Source organism: Paenibacillus sp. FJAT-26967, assembly GCF_001541095.1.
In the GTDB taxonomy this organism is placed as follows: domain Bacteria; phylum Bacillota; class Bacilli; order Paenibacillales; family NBRC-103111; genus Paenibacillus_F.
On the sequence record NZ_LMXH01000007.1, the window covers coordinates 61,853 to 77,123 of the forward strand.

The 15,271-nt window shown below is 48.1% G+C and carries 16 protein-coding genes and 1 pseudogene; 5 read left to right on the top strand and 12 right to left on the bottom strand.

The features are described 5' to 3' along the window. Window positions 1-51: 51 nt before the first annotated feature. The 7 genes from AR333_RS20785 to AR333_RS20815 all read right to left on the bottom strand — a co-directional run bounded on the left by AR333_RS20785 (window position 52) and on the right by AR333_RS20815 (window position 8,070). Window positions 52-975: an NUDIX hydrolase gene (locus tag AR333_RS20785; protein WP_253735930.1), complete on the bottom strand. Its 924-nt coding sequence runs from the start codon at window positions 973-975 to the stop codon at window positions 52-54. Between the two features lie 88 nt (window positions 976-1,063). Continuing rightward, complete coding sequence (locus AR333_RS20790) at window positions 1,064-1,702, bottom strand: ABC transporter ATP-binding protein (protein ID WP_068777288.1); 639 nt, start codon at window positions 1,700-1,702, stop codon at window positions 1,064-1,066. A gap of 16 nt (window positions 1,703-1,718) precedes the next feature. Beyond that, window positions 1,719-3,218 carry a hypothetical protein gene (locus AR333_RS20795; protein ID WP_172798913.1) on the bottom strand — a complete coding sequence of 500 codons (1,500 nt, stop codon included), beginning with the start codon at window positions 3,216-3,218 and terminating at the stop codon, window positions 1,719-1,721. 14 nt (window positions 3,219-3,232) lie between these two features. Beyond that, the gene (locus AR333_RS20800) at window positions 3,233-4,024 is read right to left on the bottom strand and encodes a hypothetical protein (RefSeq protein WP_068777290.1); all 792 of its coding nucleotides are present in this window, start codon (window positions 4,022-4,024) and stop codon (window positions 3,233-3,235) included. A 220-nt stretch (window positions 4,025-4,244) separates the two neighbouring features. After that, window positions 4,245-6,485 carry a class I SAM-dependent methyltransferase gene (locus tag AR333_RS20805; protein ID WP_068777385.1) on the bottom strand — a complete coding sequence of 747 codons (2,241 nt, stop codon included), beginning with the start codon at window positions 6,483-6,485 and terminating at the stop codon, window positions 4,245-4,247. 179 nt (window positions 6,486-6,664) lie between these two features. Next, window positions 6,665-7,645: a hypothetical protein gene (locus AR333_RS20810; RefSeq protein ID WP_068777291.1), complete on the bottom strand. Its 981-nt coding sequence runs from the start codon at window positions 7,643-7,645 to the stop codon at window positions 6,665-6,667. Then, a complete protein-coding gene (locus AR333_RS20815) occupies window positions 7,630-8,070 on the bottom strand; it encodes a hypothetical protein (RefSeq protein WP_068777292.1) in 441 nt (146 codons plus the stop codon). Before AR333_RS20815 ends, AR333_RS20810 begins: the two co-directional genes overlap by 16 nt. Window positions 8,071-8,367: 297 nt before the next feature. Here AR333_RS20815 and AR333_RS20820 point away from each other — a divergent pair, with 297 nt between their 5' ends. Both AR333_RS20820 and AR333_RS20825 read left to right on the top strand, forming a co-directional pair. Beyond that, complete coding sequence (locus AR333_RS20820) at window positions 8,368-9,117, top strand: MBL fold metallo-hydrolase (RefSeq protein ID WP_068777293.1); 750 nt, start codon at window positions 8,368-8,370, stop codon at window positions 9,115-9,117. Window positions 9,118-9,215: 98 nt separating this feature from the next. Beyond that, window positions 9,216-9,881: a 3'-5' exonuclease gene (locus AR333_RS20825; RefSeq protein ID WP_068777294.1), complete on the top strand. Its 666-nt coding sequence runs from the start codon at window positions 9,216-9,218 to the stop codon at window positions 9,879-9,881. A 61-nt stretch (window positions 9,882-9,942) separates the two neighbouring features. On the opposite strand, the gene AR333_RS20830 is transcribed toward AR333_RS20825, so the two are convergent. Next, window positions 9,943-10,488, bottom strand: coding sequence for a glutathione peroxidase (locus AR333_RS20830; protein WP_068777295.1), 546 nt, complete (start codon window positions 10,486-10,488; stop codon window positions 9,943-9,945). Window positions 10,489-10,736: 248 nt separating this feature from the next. On the opposite strand from AR333_RS20830, the gene AR333_RS20835 reads away from it, so the two are divergent. Continuing rightward, a complete protein-coding gene (locus AR333_RS20835; RefSeq protein WP_068777296.1) occupies window positions 10,737-11,435 on the top strand; it encodes a peptidylprolyl isomerase in 699 nt (232 codons plus the stop codon). Window positions 11,436-11,529: 94 nt separating this feature from the next. Here AR333_RS20835 and ybaK read toward each other — a convergent pair whose 3' ends face one another. Beyond that, the gene (gene ybaK, locus AR333_RS20840) at window positions 11,530-12,000 is read right to left on the bottom strand and encodes a Cys-tRNA(Pro) deacylase (protein ID WP_068777297.1); all 471 of its coding nucleotides are present in this window, start codon (window positions 11,998-12,000) and stop codon (window positions 11,530-11,532) included. A 275-nt stretch (window positions 12,001-12,275) separates the two neighbouring features. Between ybaK and AR333_RS20845 the strand changes: the two genes are divergently transcribed. Beyond that, window positions 12,276-12,761, top strand: a complete 486-nt coding sequence (locus tag AR333_RS20845; RefSeq protein WP_068777298.1) for a GNAT family N-acetyltransferase — start codon at window positions 12,276-12,278, stop codon at window positions 12,759-12,761. A 42-nt stretch (window positions 12,762-12,803) separates the two neighbouring features. Here AR333_RS20845 and AR333_RS20850 read toward each other — a convergent pair whose 3' ends face one another. The 3 genes and pseudogenes from AR333_RS20850 to AR333_RS25820 form a co-directional block, all read right to left on the bottom strand. Continuing rightward, entirely contained in the window at window positions 12,804-13,262 is a 459-nt protein-coding gene (locus tag AR333_RS20850) for a hypothetical protein (protein WP_156430976.1), read from the bottom strand. A gap of 14 nt (window positions 13,263-13,276) precedes the next feature. Next, complete coding sequence (locus AR333_RS25500; protein ID WP_172798914.1) at window positions 13,277-13,897, bottom strand: hypothetical protein; 621 nt, start codon at window positions 13,895-13,897, stop codon at window positions 13,277-13,279. Between the two features lie 84 nt (window positions 13,898-13,981). Further along, a pseudogene (locus AR333_RS25820) lies at window positions 13,982-14,296 on the bottom strand (RHS repeat-associated core domain-containing protein); the annotation flags it as partial. Between the two features lie 170 nt (window positions 14,297-14,466). Here AR333_RS25820 and AR333_RS20860 point away from each other — a divergent pair. Next, complete coding sequence (locus tag AR333_RS20860; protein WP_068777301.1) at window positions 14,467-15,264, top strand: hypothetical protein; 798 nt, start codon at window positions 14,467-14,469, stop codon at window positions 15,262-15,264. Window positions 15,265-15,271 lie beyond the last annotated feature (7 nt).

Here is a 15,271-nt window from a genome sequence, read left to right on the forward strand (position 1 = left end):
TAATTAATATAATAATATCAAAACGACAATATTAAACCTTAAAAGAGAAGCCTAGCTGTAAATGGACAGCTGAGGCGAATAATCGGTAAACCGGTATAGCTGTGCGGCACGCTGCGAATATTGGTTGGACAGCTTCCGCTTCCCTTGATGATCGAGAATCTCTTCGATAATTCCTTCCCGGCTCTGTGTGGACGTAATCTTGCGGATAAAATTCCGCTCTTCGAACTCGGGCACGACGGTCTGAATGACCTGATACAGCTCACTCATCGTGAATTCCGCGGGAAGAAATTCCTTAGCGATAGTCGTGGTCAGCATGTGCTGCCTGATTCGGTCTGCCGCGTCCCGCAGAATCTGCTTGTGGTCAAAGGCAAGCTCCATTCCAAGCGCCTCCTCCACTGTAAAAAGCCTGACGTCCGCTGCATCATCCGCCGCCTGACGGCCCGCCAAGTACTGCTCATGCACGAGGGCAAAGAATGCATGCGAGATAATCCAGCCTCTCGGGTCGCGATGCGGCGTGCTGTACACATTGAAATACTCCATGTGTACGTCCGCGACGCCTGTTTCCTCTTTCAGCTCGCGTCTCGCGCAGTCGTACATGGTTTCCGTCTCTTTGCAGAAGCCGCCGGGAAGCGCCCACTGCCCTGCGAACGGCCAGCTTTTACGCTGAATCAGCAGTACTTGCAGTTCGCGGTGCGGCAGCGACTTCTTAGCCGTCTTCCTGGCGGTGGACGTGATCGTGAAAATCACGATGTCCGCAGGGGCCCCGTCCGGCGTCCGGTACTTGCCCGCCGAATAGCCGTCGGCCTCGCTGCCATTCGGGGCAGCTTGACCGGATGCGCTTTCGGCGGATTCGGCATCGGATGCGGGGCGTTTAGCAGCCGGTAACTCTGCTGCTCTATTCTGTGCGGTCGCGGCTGTCTGCGAAGATTCAGATGCCGCTTGGTTGAAGCTGCTGGTCATTTTGGGTGGATTCAAAGCTGCACCTGCCTTTCTGAATTTATATAATCATTATGATAATATCAATATGACACATTAAATAAAAAGTGTCAACTTCAGTTTAGTGCTATACGACTCTTTCCAGAGCATAACGATGAATCTGGAATACCTGATCACACAGCAGGTCGATATCCTCTTGATTATGACTCGTTAAGAGAATCGTCTTTCCCTCCTTTTTAAACGTTAAAAGCAGTTCACGAATGGATTGAACACTGTCTGCATCCAAAGCATTAAAAGGCTCGTCCAGGATCAGAACTTCCTGCCTTTCCATAATAGCCTGGGCAAGCGCCAGCTTTTGTTTCATTCCCAGCGAGTAATTCTTCACTTTCTGCTCCGCATCAGGATTAAGACCTACTTGCGTCATCGCTTGCCTGATCTCCTGGGGCGTAATGCGACCCTGGATATCCGCGAGCCGCTTCAAATTCATATACCCCGTGATGCCCCCGATATAGCCGGGACGGTCGATAATAATTCCGAAATTAACCGGAAAATGAGAGCGCTTATCGCGGTAAACCGGATTAATCGTAATCTCCCCTGCATCGGGATGTATAAATCCGCAGATCATTTTAAACAAAACCGATTTGCCGGAACCGTTATGCCCGACGATTCCGTGAATCTTGCCTTGGTCAAACTCAGCAGTCGCATGTTCGAATAATTGAATCCCTTTATAGGATTTACTCACATTATCAAGGTTAATCACCTTCATATCTCCCGCTCCCTTGTTACAATGAAATTTTTCTTTTCCTGAACAAATAAATAATCAAACCTATCTCTAGAAGAAGATAAGTGACCAATACAATCGTAATCCGGAATATTGCATGGCTCCCTTGCGCGACATAGCCCATGCTGTTTAGTGCAAACGGAAGCCATTGATCAGGATTAATGAAAGGCAGACCCATCACGATTAGGAAACCTATTGCACCTAGGCTGTAAGCGGCTTCCTGCCAGATCCAGCTTACAATAAATACGATCAGAATGTAGTTCAGCATCTGGAGCAGCCCATTAATAAAGAATTGATACAAGTAATAGGGAAGTAAAGCAGATTCAGCCCCTCCCCCATTCCATTTCATATTGAGCCCTTGCAGGAGACCGGATACGATTGCGGCACCAGCGAGCAGAAGCAAAAGTCCAAGTATACTCAGTACGGTCTTCTTCATCATTTGCCCAAACCAGCGGTTGAGGGACTTATAACGAATCAGCAAGTAATAAATACGGCCATTCAATAGTTGGCTCAAATGCAGCTGAAATAAATATACAAATCCTACAAAGACCACACAGTAAAATAAATAGACGTACAGGGAAAATCCTTCTTCAGAAACCCCATAGAACAATAAGTAGAGGTTCTCCCAGACCGTCGCAACCCTCACACCCGGATGCGTGAATTGTGTGGCAATTCCCAATACGCAAATGGCGATATAAACAGGGATACGGTAGTAATCAGCCAGAAAAGTACATATTCTCCTCATTTTCGCCTTACTCCGAACAGCGATGAAAGCAAAGCAGAGAATCATGAAGAAAGACATGACGAGAAATGGCGGTAGTAGAGAATTAAAAGAATCATAAGAATAAGAAAGGATGCTATAGTTGGTTACTTTCGCATAATGGTACGAGGCCGGCACAACTTTAAACGATAGGACGGCTCCGATAAATAGAAACACACTTGTTCCTGCCATCACCCCAGGCTTTGGGAACAAAACGTAAACCGAGGCCGCAAGCACATGAATCGTAATCAGAAACAGACTGATTAAAGCCGTCTGGATCAACAAAATCAGCCAGGGAGAAAAACCCGTTTTCTGTAAGGAGAAGAGAAAGACATTCATAGGTCCTTCCGTAGATCCCCAGATACTCCAATCACTTTCCTGCGGAAGACCCGCAGTGACTACAAAGCTTACGATTATCCACAGAAGTTGAAGGAGTAATAAATACGGACAGATCTTGAGAATCGTATAGAACATCCACTTCGGAAAACTTTTAAGCCGGATAAGAAGCGTATATTCCCACTCTTTGATTAGCATCTGACCGGATAAAAATAACCAGAAAGGGAGGAGCAGATACAGAATAAAAAAAGGACTGTTCAAACTCGTAAAAACGATATCCCATTGATTGAAGGAAAGCTCCTGCTGATTCGCATAGGCCGTTACCTTCGTTCGGGTACTCCATCCAAAGAGGACAAAAATGAAAACCGCGAACATCCATTTCCATGTTATGAACTCGTGCCACATCTCTCTCCAATATCTCATGCCAGATTGCCATTGCGTTCCAAGTTCTTAGTCGCATGGACGTACAATGCCATACAGAGGAAGGTAAGAAATGCCAGAGGTACACAAGCAGTCCAAATGGGCATCTGCACGGAGCTAAACGGGAAGATTGCGTCTGGAAAACGGAATGCTTTCATATTCGCCGAACTCGTGATGAAGCTTCCAAGAATATAGAGAAGAAACGGGAATGATATCGCTGCAAATTGATTCCGCATGATTAACACCATAAAGAAACCAAGCGAAGCAAAAACGGCCGCATTCAAAGCTACCCACCCCGAATAAAGGAAACCGTAAGTCAGTGAGCCATATTGCAGCAGTTGTGTGAACGTATGCCGGGTGTACGACTCTTGAACAACGGTAACCTCATTTAATTTGTATAACTCAGGATGATAGTCAACCAACCCGAACAGAGGCGAGATATAGAATGAAAAGAGGAAATAACCGAACGTAAACACAAAAAAAGTCCCCCAGGTAAGCAGAAAATTAGCGGCAAACTTAATCCGCAGCAATTTCCGGAGGGGAAACCGCATGCGCGTATACACAATAAACCGGTTTTTGATTTCCCCCGCAAATACACCTAAATAAACCAGGGCAGCTAAAATTACAAAAGCAAGAGGCAGTACGCCCTCCAGCATAAAAGTAAATACATCTAACCGATCCCTGAAGGAGTAGTTATTGCGCTGAAACATAAAGTAAATGAACGGCCACAGCATCAGAATAAGCGAGATCACGACGCGCTTGAACGATAGGGCACTGCGGACCTCTTTCATAACGGAATAAGATATAAGACAACATCCTCTCTATAAAGTTCTTTCACCTGACATCTCAAAATGGCTTACTCCTGCACCTCCATCTATTAGACGAATCTTTGATATGATTTGTTTTATTTTTACAAATATTCCACTTTATCATCACGCTTGCTACCTTACCCTCGCATATAAAAAAGCCCCGGCTGATCCTGCCAGCCGAAGCGAGTTATTACGTAATTTTTTAAGACTGTGATGCACCAGTAACATCAGCCGCCCTTCGGCCGCTATCTTTTTTCTCAATCACAATCAAGCATGTGCTGTCCGGCAGAGGTACTTCGCTCCCTTGTTCATCGGTAAAGACGACTTTACCGGCCAATGCCTCCGTATAGCCTTCCTGCAGAAAATGCCGGGTCTCGATAATTTGCGCTTCCTCCCCCAGCGTCTGCCGTATAAACGATTCGTACTCGGATGGAGTGAAGTACCCGAACTGCTCCTGCACTTCGTGCACGTAAGCTTCTTCCCCCCACGTATAGGTGTACAGAAATTCCATCGCATCGTTAACCGGCATGATCGCTTCACCATCATTTGTCAGCTCATAGCGGATCGGACGCCCGGCAAAATCCTTGGCATACCGGCGCAGCCACTCCCGGTCTTCCCCGTCCAGGAAACGGATACGGCGCATAAGACCGTCCGGCTCGGTCATAATGCCGTCGCGGATAATAATCCGTCCGCCGGGTGCCAGCACTTCAAAGGCGCTGCGAAGGGCCGCACCGACCGTGTCCGGGTTGAATTTGCTGCCGTTCCACTCGATATACGAATACAGCTCATGCAGAATCGAGGAAAAAATTACAGTGCCGATGCTCCCCGGCTCCACGTAATCCTTGAGGTTCAGCGCATCGCCTCTTTGCACCTCCCAGCGGTGATTCCCAAGCTGTTTCTTGCGCTGGAGGGCTTCGATTACATTCGCGGATATATCGATCCCGATCGGCTTGGTATCCGGCAGGTGCTGCTCGATCAGATCCAGCATCACGCCTCCTCCGGGCCCGATATCGATTACGCGCTCTCCGGTGATATAGTCCAGCATAATGCTTTTATAATCCGCAGTCGCGTTCATGTCCGCCAGATAGTCTTCCTCGTTATGAAAACGGTCGTACGCATCCCGCCGGAGCTCGAAAAGATCGAATAAGAGAAGTACCGCCTTCTCATATAGAGGGGATTTCTCCGCTTCCACGCAGAATTCGATCAGCTTCTCCGCTGCTGCCGAGAACTCGAACGTGAAGAACACGGTATCCGCCAGACTGCCGCTCCGCTCCACCCGATGTGCCAGATGCTGGTTAGACCTTCTGCTGCGGCCCGTCACAATATCTTCAAAAGACAGCTCACGAAGATATTTCTCAATGATCCGTTTCTTGTAGACATTGATCTTCTTCATGCCCCGGTAATCGTAATACATCGCATTCATCAGGCGTTCGAAGCTAATGTGATTAACGCCCCTTGCCTGTGCAGAAGGTTCTTCCTTCACAGCGAGCAGCAGCACTTTCACGACCTCTTCCAGAGTGAAATCTTGAAGAGCAGACTCCACATACCAGAGCGTGGCGTCCTCCAGCGGGCGAAGCAGCGTCTCCAGATCGCGGCTATGAGGCGCGGAAGGCGCAGACCCGTCGACCCGCGCCCCTGCGGCTGCCGCTGTGCTCACGGACTGCTCCACCTGCTTGTACCCGTCATCGAAGTTCTCTCCCCTTCGGATAGAGCCGGCCCTCAGCCTGCGCAGCCGGTCCTCCAGCGTCAGTCTTCCCGGACCGGCTCCGTCTGCGATGTATCCGATCAGATCCTCGACCTCGGAGCGGACTTCTTCCCACAGCTGCGGTGATACGGCCGTGATGATGCACTGGTTCAGCGGCATCAGCAGACTGGCCAGCTCTCCCGGAGCAAGCAGCCCTTGATGAACTAACTGAAGCAGAGGAAGGTTGCCCTGGAACGGGACCTCTCCCCGTATGTATTGGCCGATCAGGCCGTGAGTTTCGATTAGCGTGTGAATGACCGAAGTTCTTCCCTGGAACGGGACCGGGGCTGAGGCTGCTGTAGTTGTAACTGCACGTTGATCCATACCCTCAGCTTGTACGAACGTGTCATAGATCTGCGCAGAGCCGATGTTATGAACGAACAAGTTAATTCCGGCTTTCTGCCATTGGAGCCGCTGGCGCAGAGTTCCGCCTTTGGCCGTCTCCGACCAGACCAGCACTTCCTCCAGAATCTCGCGCACCCAGAAAGACAACTTCAGTCCGTCCAGTACTTCCAGCGTACGCTCTACATAATCCAGCACCGGATTCGCATTTGCCAGTTCCTGAAGCGATTGAATCCGCTCCAGATTCACCACACGTTCCTCCGCAGAGACGAGATAATGGAGCCACGGAATATCCTTTTCGGATACAGATTCATCTCCATGACGGTAGGCCGAAATAGCAGATAATGCTCTAAGCATAAGAAACACCTCACACCTCTCCACACCAAATTAATATAACTCCACGTACACCAGACATTCATTCTCCTGATATTCTCCTAATCCCCGTCCCCATCGCTGTGATGATCGCCCGAATCTCAAGGTTAAGCAGGATTTTGTCCAGACGTGCCTTTCCGGGCCAAGATCGCCTGTTGGCCTTGCTAAGCGTACTTACCCGCCATCGGTAGAATCAGTTCAGTTTTCTCATCGATAAAAACGACTGTGCTGCCGGCTCTCTCCGAACGGCTGAACGCCATGCGTACGCCCGTACCCACAATAATGCCGAATACGTCCGGCAGAATCAGGCTGGTCAGCAACCCGGCTCCCATGGCCGTGCCGGTCTTGGCCGAGCGTGTAAGAATCGCCGGGAGGACTTGCTGGAAGCTGCGCTTGCCCGTGATGAGATGTCTGCCCTCGCCGACAGCGATCAGCACGAAGGGAAGCCCCGGGAGCAACGCCTCCAGAATATCCTCGCTGACCGAGTCGAACAGGGAAGCCATCGGCGCTTCAACGGCCTGCTCGATATCTCCGTTATATAGGCCGCTTCCAATGATCATATCCGCCGTGCCGTCCACATCAGCCAGCACATCGTCGGTCACGAGCACTGCAATATCCGGATAGCGCTCAAGCGCCTCCTTCACATAGCCGATCGACTCCGTCGCCTTCAGGGAGAGTTCCTCCACAACCGCTCCGCTGTCATCCGTGATGACAAGGTCCCACCCGGGCTGTACAGCGGATTCCGCAAGCTCTGCCGTCTGTCCCGGCTCCAGGTGGATATCCCCTACATATTCGCCTTCGTTGAGCTTGTCCCTTACCAGCACTTCAAAATATTTGCCCTTCCAGGCGCTCACAAGTCCCGCGAGCTGCTCTGCCCCCATCCCCGCTGCTTCATCCAGGCTTGTGGTTGGGAAAGCCAACTGGAAGGCTTCGTCCATTTGCGGGGTGATGAGAGATTCGTCCAGACGATCTCCATAGAAAATCGAAGATAACCCGGTTGCCAGTGCCGCACTGTCGAGCAAGGCCTTCTCGCGTCCTGCGAGGTGCTTTTTATATAAATCCTGAACGGTCTTCCTGCCCTGATGTCCCTCTGACCGGACCTTAGCTCCATAGTAGGAGGATAACTTAATCAGTTCAGCATCCATATCATTCCACCTGCCGCCGCAGCGGATATACATGCCGAAATAAGAACGGCATACAAAATCAGCTTACTGTTCTGCATCCGGCACGCATTCGTCTGCTCCCTCATATCCTTGGTAAAATCAGACAGGGTTTGTTCCAGCTCCGCCGCCTGCTTCTCTAAACTCGCCATCCGATCCCGGATACCACTCAGTTGATGCGAATGAGCGCTCAGGGTCTGCTGTGCATCATCTATACGGCTGCTGAGCTCGGTCAGCCTAGTATCCGCTGTATCGCGAGTCTGCTTCAATTGTCCCCGCAGCGTGTCGATCTCCCGGTCCACACCGATCAGAATCTCACCGTACACTTCACCAAACTCCGCAATTTTTTCTTCTACGTTTTTGCCGGTCAGGCTGTTATAGCCCTTTTTAACCTTATCCAGAATTTTCATGATAATCTTCCTTCTTCCTGCTGTCCTACGGGTCTTAAAGGCCCGATCTTTTTTGCTCTTTTTCGACAAAAAGGAGATGATTTCCTTCTTCCTGTGACTGCCTTCCCCAAGAAGTCTCTATGCAAGGGGGCAGCAAGAGTTCTGCCCTTTTCTGGGAACAGGATTTGTCTTGCACATTGGTGGAATTGCCGCTACAGTTAAACTAATTAGGACATAAGGTCTTACCTATCCGCTCGAAGCGGGAGTTAGGCTTGCTGCCAGATTAGCTTTTCTACAAACGAATCGGAGGGACGCACCATGAATGTACTCATTATGGGCAGTGCCAGCGCAACGGGAAGCAGGGAAAGAGACAATACCTACCTGCTTCTTCAGCATGAACTCGGGGATTGGCTTATTGACACCGGAGGCAATCCGCTCGGGAAGCTTAAGCAGGCTTCGATACCTCTTGACCGTATCCAAGGAGTCATTCTGACTCATTTTCATATCGATCATATCTATGGGCTGCCTTCCTTGCTGTGGGGAATGTGGCTCGGCCAAAGAAAGCAGCCGCTGATCATCTGCTGCCCGCACGACCACCAGGACCAGCTTCAAACTATTCTGGATGCGTACGGCACGGAGAAATGGCCGATTGGTTTCGAAATTCAGGTGCGTCCTTACGACTGCGCAGAGGAAACTCTTCTGCTCCGGCAGGGGGACCTGAGCGTTACTTCGTTTACCAGTCTGCACTCCGGTTCAACAGCGGGGATGAAGATCTGCCAGCAGGACAAGGTCCTCATTTATTCTTGCGACACAGCCCCGAACCCATGGATTAGAGATCAAGAGCAGGTGGATGTCCTGATCCATGAAGCTACCGAGGCACGCGGTTCGATGTCGATTCACACAAGTCTGGAAAACATCTTCCAGTACTATCCGTTAGAGCGGATCGGACAAGTCATCGCGATCCATCTGACCGATGATGAACCTTATGAAGAAGTTATCGAACAGTACAAAGAAAGCGGCACCTTTAACGTAACACTGGCACAAGATATGATGAGGGTGGATCTGTAGAAGATTTACCCAGATTCTCCAGAGGAACATACTTTCGCTGGCAAATAGGTCGGATAACCTTGCTATCATGCAGGTATTAACACATAAGAGGTGGAAACATGAAATTTATCGTGTATGATCTGGAAATGACAGTCACACGCAAAAAGATCCAGGTCTCCGAGATTATCGAAATCGGTGCCGTTCAAATCGAGCTGGTCGACGGCAAGCCGGCGGTCACAGGTACCTTCCAGTCATTCGTCAAGCCCGACCGCTCCCCCGTTATTTCAGCATCGACCCGGGCACTTACGGGTATCACGCAGAGCGAGCTGCAGTCGGCGGAAACCTGGCCGCTCGTGCAGGAGCGGCTGCTGGAGTGGATTGGCGGCGGCGAGTACTACTTGTGCGCCTGGGGGCCGGACGATCTCATTCAGCTCGGCAGCGACTGCCGCATGCATGGGACGAAGACGGACTGGATCCGCAACCACAACAACCTGCAGAAGCTGATGGCGGGCCTGGTCCAGCAGGATAAGCAGCAGCAGATCGGCCTGAAGACGGCGCTGGAATACTGGAACATTCCGTTTGACGGCTCCCATCACCGCGCTCTGGACGATGCCATCAACACAGCCAAACTGTTCGTTCACCTGTATGACCAGCTGACGCTCGAAACCAACGAAATGAGCGATCTTCCGCTCTACTCCACCGAAGTGGTTTATAAGACGGGGACTTTTACGAATTCACCGTTTGAAAAGCTCGCCCTGTTTGCAGAAAAGGAACCTACGGCTTAACGTAGGTTCCTTTTTCTTGTATGCATTTCTTGTATGCAATTATATAGGGTATAACTCCGCGTTACAGCACGGCCTCGATCTCCTGCTCCATATCAAGCGGATCAACCGTGGATTCGAACCGCTGGACGACCTCACCCTCACGGTTAACCAGGAACTTGGTGAAGTTCCATTTCACGTCGTTACCGTGCAGCAGGTGGGGCTGCTTCTCCTGGATAAACGCATTCAGCATTTTACCCGAAGGGTGATTCAGGTCAAAGCCTTCGAACGGCTTCTGCTCCGTCAAGTAAGCGAACAGCGGATGCTTACCCTCTCCACGGACGTCGATTTTCTCGAAGAGCGGAAAACTCACGCCATAGGTAAGCTGGCAGAACGTATGGACCTCTTCGTTCGTGCCCGGCTCCTGCTCGCCAAACTGGTTGCATGGAAACCCGAGCACCATGAGTCCCCGGTCGCGGTATTTGTCGTATAGCTTTTGTAAATCCGCATACTGGGAGGTGAAGCCGCATTTGCTGGCTGTATTCACCAGGACGAGAACCTTGCCCTTGTATTCTTCGAGCTTCGTTTCTGTGCCGCGAATGTTGCGGGCCGAATATTCGTAAACGCTCATGGTATGGGACGCCTCCGTTGGTCCGGGACATGTCGAAGTCGTTTGCATGTCCCGGATTTTTTATATACACAATTTAATTGCGCGCAATATATGTACTTCATTCAATTTAGCATATTCAATTCAAGGAGTCAATTTTTACCGGTATACTCATATAGATAGAATCTTTTCTCCCCCTTCTCCAAAATTTACAATCATCACCTAAACAAGGTATGATAGTATACAAATCGACTCAATAAGGTGGTATGAAGATGACAGGCAAGCGTAGAAGTACAGTAATTCTGATGGCCATGCTCATGACCGTGCTGCTCATCCTGGCAGGATGCGGGAAAGCGGCGCCGGAAGCAGGAACAGGAGGTGCCACGGCGACTCCTCCGGCAACAGCTACACCAAGCCCATCCCCAAGCGATCAGCCGAAGACCGACGGCAAGAATCCGATCGTCACGATCGAGATGGACAACGGCAAGAAGATCAAAGCCGAGCTTTACCCGCAAGTCGCGCCGAATACCGTCAACAACTTTATTTCCCTGATCAAAAAGGGCAAATATGACGGTACGATTTTCCACCGTGTCATCCCAGGCTTCATGATTCAGGGCGGCGATCCTGAAGGCACCGGTATGGGCGGCCCCGGCTACGGAATTAAAGGTGAATTCACCTCGAACGGCTTCAAAAATAACCTGAAGCACACACGCGGCATCCTGTCGATGGCACGTGCGCAGGATCTGGATTCCGCCGGTTCCCAGTTCTTCGTAATGGTAGCCGACGCCGAGCACCTGGATAACCAGTATGCTTCCTTTGGCAAAGTAACCGAGGGTATGGAAGTCGTGGACGAGATCGTCAACTCGCCTAAAGGCGCGCAGGATCGTCCGAACACCCCTCCGGTAATGAAGAAAGTAACGGTGGATACACTCGGAGTTGAATACCCGGAACCGCAGACCGTAAGCAAGTAATTTTACTTTTACTCAAGTGAGAGCCTCATCTGAGAAGGACAAGCTGTCCCCGATTCGTTCGGGTCCGCTTGTCCTTTTGTTTGTGCGGGCGCAGCTACGTTATATCCGCAAGAATAGCCTCGGAAGCCGCTGCCAGATCCGTCCCCTTCACAAATATTTGAAGGCCTCTGCGCCCCGCGCTGATGCTGACCGGATCAACCTGAAGCACCTGCTTGTCGAGATACAGCGGATATTTCTTCTTAGCGCCGAGCGGCGATACTCCGCCCCGTATGTAGCCAGTCAGAGCTTGAATTTCTTTGACAGGCACCATCTCGACCTTCTTATTGCCGCTTCCTGCCGCAAGTGCCTTCAGATCAAGTTCCCGGTCTCCGGGAATACAGGCCATCACAATCCCGGTTTTGTCGCCGCGGAGAACAAGCGTCTTGTATAGATGCTGCACATCAAGCCCGACCTTGCCGGCAACCGTCCCTACGTCGAGATGATCTTCGTCCCATTCATACTCATGCAGCGTATATGAAATGCCGAGCTTGTCCAGCAGGCGGCAGGCATTTGTTTTAGCGCTCATCGATTTCACTCCTTTTTTAGTTGGGTTTTTCGTAGTCCGTCATTAACAAATAAGCTTCTGACTGAATTATAAGAGGAGTCATGATAGAAGAAGGATAGTTTACATTATGGCACATAAGGAAATAAACGTGCAGATCTACAGCCCTATTATAAATACTTATGGTACAAGCGATGTTCTGCGGCCATCAATAAGCGAACGGGCAGTTCTGCGAAGCAAGAGGATTTATAGAATATGTGATAAAATCTGGATTATAGTGAGGTGATAGGATGCTAAACATGCGAAATGCTAATATGTCTGACTATAAGTTTCTGGTTCATATTGACTTAAAAAACGATGGTTACACAGTTACAAATCAGGCTGAAATGACTGAACGAGAAAATGAGGAACATAATAAGAAAATACAAAGGTATCTCACTGATCCAGATAAAGGTGCATTTATTATTGAGGACTCCGTTTATAACAAACCAATTGCTATGTTAATGTATTCCGTAGCAAACAGGGATTCCATGTATCCTTGGAAAACAATTTTCAACGAAATAGACCGAAAATTATTTCAAAGTGATGGTCGATTTATTCAAATATTTCAATTATGGGTTCATCCGAACTATCGTAGACGGGGATTAGCCACAAAGCTAAAACTCAAGTTGGAAGAAGAAGCTCTATATCATCATGTTGATTTAATTTACACTCATACCGAACTAACAAATAGCCACGTCATCGAACTCAATATTAAAATTGGGTATGTAGCCCATCAATCATAAAAAAAAAGCATCAGTAAATATTCTACTGATGCTACCAAACAATTACATAAAACAAGTTTTTATTTTATTTCCGATATCAATATCCATACCGTAAACTTCAAAATACGAAGTATCAAATGGACGAATTTCTATTTCTGCCTCAGGATGTTGTAATCCTTCACCTTCTTCAGTTTCCGGTAATGTATTAGAATCCCATCCAATCTTTTTGCCCTTCTTAATCCCAATGAACACCCCCGAATGGAACTGGATTATTTCTTCTGCCTTTTTAATCAGTTCATATGTGCTTAAAATTTCTGAATATGGATTGGGAAATAACACTTCAGATACTTGATTACCGCTACCAAACACATCAAAAGCAAACCAAGTAAGATTAGAAGTTTCATGTTGTATACAGGTTAGTATTTGAACTAACTGTTTTCCTGAGCAACTTATCTCACTTTGGAAATGCCCCCTACTTAATCTAAGTATAAACGTAGGTTTTTTGAGATTATTGTCCTCCAAATTCCCCACCTCCATCACTTAAAACTCCAGGACCCATCTTGAAAGACTGCGGGATGGTCATGTGGATTGGTATGATTCTGCGGACGACCATGGTCAGTCCAATCTGTACGTTTCACTGGAACACCATTTTCTCCCCACTCAAGGGTTTGAATATAATCTCCTTTTCTACCTTTTTGCCATCCAATTTGAGTATGGGGATTCATTGATTCAGGCACATGAACAGTACCATTTATCATTGTTCCGTCAGTTCTAGGAAGAGGTATGGGGTTGTCGCTAGCATCCTTGGGAACATACTTCGGTGTTGGAACTTTACCCGTTCCCTCACCCACACTCCGTCTACCGTTACCCGGAATAATCCCCAGGTTCATGTCACCTTTGCGGTGGGCTCTGCTGTAAATATTGCGCCAATCCATACTGCCGATGAAATGATATAAGTTCACACCCACATCATAGCAGTCAGACATGTTGCTAAGGGCCTGAGAAAGATTCGATCCTATATTGACGAGTTCGTAGGCATCCTGAGCCCGATCACTCCATTTAGCGGCGTTACCTGCTGTCTTACCGACATAAGAACCTGGGACAAACGGAGTCAGTGCGGCACCCGCATCCCACGCTAAATACAAACCGTTAGACAAGCTCGGGTCTTCATAGAGCTGAAACGCACTATACCCTATACTTGCCATGTCAGCAAGGGTCTCAATCACGTTACCGCTTGGATCATAATATTTTACCGGATTACCTTCCCCGTAGGTGTAACGATTTAAGCTTGCCGGTCTGTTCGTAGAACCCCGGTAGGAATCTTCTGTTAAAAATCTCCCTTTGCCCGGATCGTAATACCTCGCCTTAAGATATTGAAGCCCCGTCTGATCGGTGTATTGTCCAGCATATCCGATAGGCTGATGAATGGATCCTGTCTGCCCGGTTACTTGTCCCCATGGATCATATTGATAGGTGGCTGCAATTTCACCTGCGGGAGTTGCAACACCTCTTACATCTCGATGACCGTCATATAGATAATTTAAATTGTCCTGCAGTGAAGGTCCCTGGGCTCTACCTTCTAATTGGTTGCCGTATAGACCAAATCAATAATAATTTATTGACATATCTAAAAATCTCATGATTAATTATATAATCTGGATATTGTACAAATATGTGTTAAATAATGACTAGTAAATTTATTGATTAATAGAAGGGAGAGATTAATGTGAAATTAAAGAGGATTATTCTTGCTGGCTCATTTTTACTAGCCATAGCTGGCGTATCATTTTTCTTCGGAAATTCAGGTGAAGCGAATACGCTGGCCATACTCCCGGATCAAGCTCAAACTACTGTGAATAAGATGTTAGATTCTATCGATCATTTCAAAACGGTTAAAACGAAAATTAAAACAGAGGGAGTCCATGAACAATCGAATGTGACGGAGATTGAAATAAATACCGTACGGAAATTCACAGCTTCGGCTACAACTACCTATACAGATGGAAAAGTAATAAACGAATATCAGAATGATCAATTTTTAGTGGAGGATCCTGTTAAAAAGGAATTTACTCAACATAAAATTTCCAAAGAGAATAGTGAAAAGTGGAAAGAAAAACCGAAGAAAAGAGTGGAGTTCAACGAACAGGGCGAAATACAATTTCATCCTAGAAAAAATCCTATTTTTGTAGGAACGGCGACCTCTAACAACTTAATATTTCCACAAGATCTGGCTCTAGGTATCATGATGAGAGCAGAAAAAGTGGACTATCTAGGGACGGAAAAACTGCTGAACAGAAATGTGTCCGTTTTGTCTATCATCCCTATGGACATTCAGCAATCCAGCCTTGGAAACTATATTAAAATTTGGGTCGATGACCAAACCGGGATTGTAGTCAAGTACGTCTCCTATAAAGACAACACTCTGTTCCTATCCAATGAAATGCTAAGTCTAGAAATCGATTCCGAAATCTCCGTTAAAAGCTCGCCCGATTTATCCGCCTATAAAAATATAACGAATCAATAAAGGCTCT

Excerpts from the sequence above, each read along its gene's own strand:
- AR333_RS20830 (WP_068777295.1), bottom strand. The coding sequence starts at position 10,488 with ATGAGCGTTTACGAATATTCGGCCCGCAACATTCGCGGCACAGAAACG.
- AR333_RS20820 (WP_068777293.1), top strand. The coding sequence starts at position 8,368 with ATGAATGTACTCATTATGGGCAGTGCCAGCGCAACGGGAAGCAGGGAA.
- AR333_RS20845 (WP_068777298.1), top strand. The coding sequence starts at position 12,276 with ATGCGAAATGCTAATATGTCTGACTATAAGTTTCTGGTTCATATTGAC.
- AR333_RS20790 (WP_068777288.1), bottom strand. The coding sequence starts at position 1,702 with ATGAAGGTGATTAACCTTGATAATGTGAGTAAATCCTATAAAGGGATT.
- AR333_RS20825 (WP_068777294.1), top strand. The coding sequence starts at position 9,216 with ATGAAATTTATCGTGTATGATCTGGAAATGACAGTCACACGCAAAAAG.
- AR333_RS20795 (WP_172798913.1), bottom strand. The coding sequence starts at position 3,218 with ATGTGGCACGAGTTCATAACATGGAAATGGATGTTCGCGGTTTTCATT.
- ybaK (WP_068777297.1), bottom strand. The coding sequence starts at position 12,000 with ATGAGCGCTAAAACAAATGCCTGCCGCCTGCTGGACAAGCTCGGCATT.
- AR333_RS20835 (WP_068777296.1), top strand. The coding sequence starts at position 10,737 with ATGACAGGCAAGCGTAGAAGTACAGTAATTCTGATGGCCATGCTCATG.
- AR333_RS20800 (WP_068777290.1), bottom strand. The coding sequence starts at position 4,024 with ATGAAAGAGGTCCGCAGTGCCCTATCGTTCAAGCGCGTCGTGATCTCG.
- AR333_RS20810 (WP_068777291.1), bottom strand. The coding sequence starts at position 7,645 with ATGGATGCTGAACTGATTAAGTTATCCTCCTACTATGGAGCTAAGGTC.
- AR333_RS20805 (WP_068777385.1), bottom strand. The coding sequence starts at position 6,485 with ATGCTTAGAGCATTATCTGCTATTTCGGCCTACCGTCATGGAGATGAA.
- AR333_RS20815 (WP_068777292.1), bottom strand. The coding sequence starts at position 8,070 with ATGAAAATTCTGGATAAGGTTAAAAAGGGCTATAACAGCCTGACCGGC.